The sequence below is a fragment of the Actinocrinis sp. genome, from assembly GCF_035946395.1.
Classification (GTDB): domain Bacteria; phylum Actinomycetota; class Actinomycetes; order Streptomycetales; family Catenulisporaceae; genus Actinocrinis.
Genome location: NZ_DASYZI010000396.1, coordinates 1 through 5,572 on the forward strand (window position 1 = coordinate 1; position 5,572 = coordinate 5,572).

The window sequence follows — 5,572 nt, forward strand, 5'->3', positions numbered from 1 at the left end:
CAGCGCCCATGACAGCCTGACCAGGATCGGCCGACGCGGGCGCTGGCGCATCGTGGCGACGATCGCCGCCGCGACGGCCGCAGTGACCGCGTAGGTCAGCAGCCGGTTGGAGAACTCGATGACGCCGTGATAGCCGAGCGACGGCACGGGGACCAGGGATCCGGTGGTGCACTCCGGCCAGGTCGGGCAGCCGAGGCCGGAGTTGGTCAGCCGCACCGCGCCCCCGGTCACCACGATGAGCGAGTTCGCGATCAGCGCGCTGAGGCAGGCCAGCCGCACGAGGCGGGTCGAGGGGCGGCGCAGCAGCGGGACATGGCCGAGCGGACCGGGACGCGCCTCGGCGGGTTCCCGGGGCCGGGGGACTCGGGCAGTGGTCTGACTCATGCTGTGCCTTCTGTCATCGGGCTCTCAGTCATCACGGCCCCGGTCACTCCCACTTGAAGGCCTTGGCGGCGGACGCGACGGCGATCGCGGTCCACGCGGCCAGGATGCCGACGGGCCCCCACGGCATCGCCGAGCCGTGTTGCAGGACGTCGCGCAGCCCGTTCGTCAGCGCGCCGATCGGCAGGAACTGCAACGCCGACTGCGCGCCGTGCCCGAACTTGTCCAGTGGCACGACCACCCCGCCGATCCCCAGGAAGACCAGGAAGACGAAGTTCGCCACGGCGAGCGTCGCCTCCGCGCGCAGCGAGCCGGCCAGCAGCAGCGCCAGGCCGCTGAACGCCGCGGTACCGAGCGCGAGCAGGATCAGCACCGCCAGCGGCGAGCCGTGCGGCGACCAGCCCATGGCGAGGGCGATGCCGGTGAGCAGCACGAGCTGCACGACCTCGACGGCGAGGATCGAGAGGGTTTTGCCCGCCATCAGGCCCCAGCGCGGCAGCGGGCTCGCGCCGAGCCGCTTGAGCACGCCGTAGCGCCGCTCGAATCCGGTGGCGATCGCCTGGCTGGTGAACGCGGTGGACAGCACCGCCGCGCCGATGATCCCGGGGGCGAAGTAGTCGATCCGGCTCGATCCGGTGATCGTCTCGATCGGCTCGCCGGAGAACGCGATGAGCATCATCGCCGGAATGACGATCGCCAGCAGCACCTGTTCCGCGTTGCGTAGCAGCAGCCGGGTCTCCAGCCGGGCCTGCGCGAGGATCATCCGTGCGGGCGAGGCGGGCCGCGGGTCGGGGCGGAAGGCGCCGGGAGTGTGCAGGCCGGCGGCGGGTTCGGTGGCGAGGTCGGTCGCGGGGAGGGTCATCGCAGTTGCCTGCCGGTCAGGTCGAGGAAGACGTCTTCGAGGCTGCGCTGCTCGACGGCGAGGTTGCGCGGCATGATCCCGAGGCTTGCGCACCACGCGGTGGTCGCGGCGAGCGTGTCCGCGGTGACCTCGCCCTCGACGCGATAGCTGCCCGGATTCGGTTCGGCGGCCTTGCAGCCGGGAGCCACGGCGATCGACAGCGCGGTCAGGTCGAGGCCCGCGGGAGCCTCGAACCGGATCGAATCCGGCGCGTCCGTGCGGTTGGCGAGGCGCTGCGGCGTGTCGTAGGCGATGACCCGGCCGGCGTCGATGATGGCGACCTTGTCGGCCAGGCGCTCGGCCTCGTCGAGCAGGTGTGTGGTCAACACCACAGTCACCCCGTCCGCGCGCAGCTGCTCGATCAGCTCCCAGGTGGCGTGGCGTGCTTGCACGTCGAGTCCGGCGGTCGGCTCGTCGAGGAAGACCAGCTCAGGCCGGCCGACCACGGCCAGCGCAAGGGAGAGGCGCTGCTGCTGGCCGCCGGAGAGCCGCCGGAACGGGGTCCTGCCGCAGGAGTCCAGGCCAAGGCGCTCGGCCAGCGCCCCGACATCGAGCGGATTCGCGTAGAGCGAGGCGATGTGGCGCAGCATCTCCATAGCGCGGACCGCCTGGTAGATCCCGCCGGACTGGAGCATCACGCCGATGCGCGGGCGCAGCCGCGTGGCGTCGGCGATCGGGTCGAGGCCGAGCACGCGCACGGTTCCGCCGTCCGGCCTGCGATATCCTTCGCAGCACTCGATCGTGGAGGTCTTGCCAGCGCCGTTCGGGCCGAGCACCGCGGTCAGCGATCCGGGCTCGACGCACAGGTCGAGACCCTGGACCGCGGTCTTCTCGCCGTACCGCTTGACCAGGCCGGCGATCTCGACGGCGGGGGTCCGGGCGCCCGGTGGTCGCACTGCGTGCATGGGGCGAGTTTACGGTTCCTTCCTGCGGCATCGACGTGCGGGTGCCAGGTCGTCGGCGTGCATTCGAGGGGCGCCGAAAGGTTAGGTGACCCTCAGTTGAGTGTCTGGAAGGAATAAGGCCACAATGGTGTTGTGAAAACCGTGGGAGAGCGTGTGGCGCAGTCGCAGGCGGAGTCGTCCGCCGCTGCCGACCTGCCCGCACTCGCCCCGGACGCGGTCGTGGTCGTCGAGGACCGGGTCGGCACCCGCAACCGGGTGGCCCGGCTGATCCTGGCCAATGGCCCGACTACCGCCGCCGATCTGGCGGCCCGGCTTGGTCTGACCCCGGCGGGCGTGCGCCGGCACTTGGACGCGCTGCTGGCCGAAGGGCTGGTCGAGGCTCGCGAGCAGCGAGTCTACGGCCACCGCGGGCGCGGGCGTCCGGCGAAGGTGTTCGCGCTGACCGGCGCGGGGCGCTCGGTCTTCCACCACACGTACGACGAGATGGCGATCGACGCGCTGCGCTTCATCGCGCAGAGCGGCGGCGAGAGCGCCGTGGACGCCTTTGCACGGCGCCGGTTCGTCGGCCTGGCCGAGCGGTACCGCAGTCTGCTGGCGGGCGCGGATCCGGCCGAGCGGCCCCGCCTGCTGGCGGACGCCCTCACGGCTGACGGCTACGCGGCCTCGACCCGGTCGACCGCCTCGGCGCCGGCCCCCGGCAAGCACCCGGTGCAGGGCGCGCAGGTGTGCCAGCACCACTGCCCGGTCCAGCACGTGGCCGAGGAGTTCCCGCAGTTGTGCGAGGCCGAGACGCAGGTGTTCGCGGAGCTGCTCGGCACGCACGTGCAGCGCCTGGCGACCATCGCACACGGCGACGGCGTATGCACCACGTTCATCCCCGTCCCGCCCACGCCGGTCACGGCGCCGCCCGACGCGGTCACGCAATCCTCCGAACAGTCCGAAGGAGCCCCAGCATGACGACTACGCACCCCGAGCTGGAAGGCCTGGGCCGGTACGAGTTCGGCTGGGCCGACCCCGACATCGCCGGCGCGACCGCGAAGCGCGGCCTGAACGAGGCGGTCGTCCGGGAGATCTCCGCGCTCAAGAACGAGCCGGAGTGGATGCTCAAGAACCGGCTCAAGGCGCTGCGCCTGTTCGAGCGCAAGCCGATGCCGAACTGGGGCGCGGACCTCGGCGGCATCGACTTCGACAACATCAAGTACTTCGTGCGCGCCACCGACAAGCAGGTCACCTCCTGGGACGACCTGCCCGTCGACATCAAGAACACCTACGACAAGCTGGGCATCCCCGAGGCGGAGAAGCAGCGGCTGCTCGCGGGCGTGGCCGCGCAGTATGAATGCCTTTCTCAGCTTACTTATATTTGGACCGCGAACCGCGGCAAGGTCTGGATCAAGGACATCGTGCCCGGTGACCGGGTGTTCGCCTACGACGAGGAGAATGAGCGCTTCGTCGTCGCCCCGGTCAAGCGCGCGATGCAGACCGATGTTCGTCAGACGTACGAGATCGTCGTCGGCCGCAACGGCAAGAAGCTGCGCGCGACCGACAACCACCCGGTTCTCGCGCTGCGCGATGAGCGCAAGCCGGGTCGGGAGCGCGCACGGTACGCGCGGCGATGGGTGACCGTCGGTGAGCTGAAGCCGGGGGACATGATCGCTGTTCCGCGCTCGATTCCCGACTTCGGTGCGGCTTACGTGCTGCCGGAACTCAAGAACGGGGACCATCACGGCGAATCGCCGGTACGCGGGCCGCGTGAGACGAATGTCGACCTGATGTGGCTGCTCGGCCTCTACGTGGGCGACGGAAACCTTCAGGACTCGGGCAAGACGCATCGACTCCAGATCGCCATTCCGGCGACGGACGCCGAGGTGCGCGCCGAGATCGCGCGCGTCGTCAGCGAGCAGTTCGGCCTGCGGATGATCGAGGCGGACGAGTACCGCGTCGTGGTCAACTCCAAGGCGCTGGTCGACTGGATGTGGGAGATCGGCTTCGGCGGAACGTTCCGGAGCAAGCAGGTGCCGGAGTGGGTCTTCGAACTGCCGCGCGACCAGCGGCTCGCGTTCCTCGGCGGTTGGATCGACGCTGACGGGTACGTCAAGCCGGACGGCTCGATGGTTCTCACCTGCGTCAGCGCGCCTCTGATCGAACAGTTCCAGGACCTGGCGGAACTCTGTGGTTTGCGTACCGCGGGTCCCTGGGGCTTCGAGCAGCCGCATCGCCACGACCCGGAGCGGCTGGGCCATGCCTTCCGTCTTGGCGTCAGCGGTGCCTACGAGGCCCTGGGCTGCCGTAACCCCAAGCGCACCGAGCGTTTCGGCGTCCGCAGGAAGGTTCACGGCTCGACGAGCGTCGGCGGCTTGAAGCTCGGCGCGCACTGCAACGAGTGGCTCGGCTTCGAGCGGGTCGAGTCGATCCGTGAGTACCTGGTCGAGCCGGTGTACGACATCGAAGTCGACGGTCCGCACAACTTCGTCGCCGAAGGCCTCGTCGTCCACAACAGCGAGACGGTCTACCACTCGATCAACGCGGACCTGGAGCGCCAGGGCGTGGTCTTCCTGGACACCGACACCGCGCTCAAGGAGCACGAGGAGCTGGTCCGGGAGTACTTCGGCACGGTGATCCCCGCCGGGGACAACAAGTTCGCCGCGCTGAACACGGCCGTGTGGTCCGGCGGCTCCTTCATCTACGTGCCGCCGGGCGTGCACGTGGAGATCCCGCTCCAGGCCTACTTCCGGATCAACACCGAGAACATGGGCCAGTTCGAGCGGACCCTGATCATCGTCGACGAGGGCGCGTACGTGCACTACCTCGAAGGCTGCACGGCGCCGGTCTACTCCTCGGACTCGCTGCACTCGGCGGTGGTCGAGATCGTCGTGAAGAAGAACGGCCGGGCCCGGTACACCACGATCCAGAACTGGTCGACCAACGTCTACAACCTGGTCACCAAGCGGGCCGCGGCGCACCAGGGCGCGACCATGGAGTGGATCGACGGGAACCTCGGCTCCAAGGTCACCATGAAGTACCCGGCGGTGTGGCTGCTCGGCGAGCACGCCAAGGGCGAGACGCTGTCGATCGCGTTCGCCGGCGAGGGCCAGCACCAGGACGCGGGCGCCAAGATGGTGCACGCCGCGCCGCACACCTCCTCGACCATCGTGTCGAAGTCGGTGGCCCGCGGCGGCGGGCGCACCTCGTACCGGGGCCTGATCCAGATCCAGGACGGCGCGCACCACAGCAAGTCCAACGTGAAGTGCGACGCGCTGCTGGTGGACACGATCAGCCGCTCGGACACGTACCCGTACGTGGACGTGCGCGAGGACGACGTGCAGATGGGCCACGAGGCGACCGTCTCCAAGGTCTCCGAGGACCAGCTGTTCTACCTGATGAGCCG

Annotated in this window: 4 protein-coding genes and 3 pseudogenes; 4 read left to right on the forward strand and 3 right to left on the reverse strand. The window is 69.6% G+C overall.

Annotation, left to right across the window (positions count from 1 at the left end):
* The 3 genes from VGS97_RS24645 to VGS97_RS24655 form a co-directional block, all read right to left on the reverse strand.
* A partial coding sequence (locus VGS97_RS24645) for a COX15/CtaA family protein (protein ID WP_326856026.1) occupies nt 1–384 on the reverse strand: 384 nt, incomplete at its 3' end.
* Nucleotides 385–427: 43 nt separating this feature from the next.
* Nucleotides 428–1,243 (reverse strand): ABC transporter permease, encoded by an 816-nt coding sequence (locus VGS97_RS24650; RefSeq protein WP_326856027.1) that lies wholly within the window; start codon nt 1,241–1,243, stop codon nt 428–430.
* Nucleotides 1,240–2,187 (reverse strand): ABC transporter ATP-binding protein, encoded by a 948-nt coding sequence (locus VGS97_RS24655; protein ID WP_326856028.1) that lies wholly within the window; start codon nt 2,185–2,187, stop codon nt 1,240–1,242. Before VGS97_RS24655 ends, VGS97_RS24650 begins: the two co-directional genes overlap by 4 nt.
* A 192-nt stretch (nt 2,188–2,379) precedes the next feature.
* Between VGS97_RS24655 and VGS97_RS24660 the strand changes: the two genes are divergently transcribed.
* From VGS97_RS24660 to sufB, 4 genes and pseudogenes are all read left to right on the forward strand, one after another.
* Entirely contained in the window at nt 2,380–3,144 is a 765-nt protein-coding gene (locus VGS97_RS24660) for a metalloregulator ArsR/SmtB family transcription factor (RefSeq protein WP_349262252.1), read from the forward strand.
* A pseudogene (locus VGS97_RS24665) lies at nt 3,141–3,545 on the forward strand (Fe-S cluster assembly protein SufB); the annotation flags it as partial. The gene VGS97_RS24660 and the pseudogene VGS97_RS24665, both read left to right, overlap by 4 nt.
* Nucleotides 3,546–3,602: 57 nt before the next feature.
* Nucleotides 3,603–4,655: pseudogene (locus tag VGS97_RS24670) on the forward strand (LAGLIDADG family homing endonuclease); the annotation flags it as partial.
* 21 nt (nt 4,656–4,676) lie between these two features.
* Nucleotides 4,677–5,572, forward strand: a pseudogene (gene sufB, locus VGS97_RS24675) (Fe-S cluster assembly protein SufB); the annotation flags it as partial.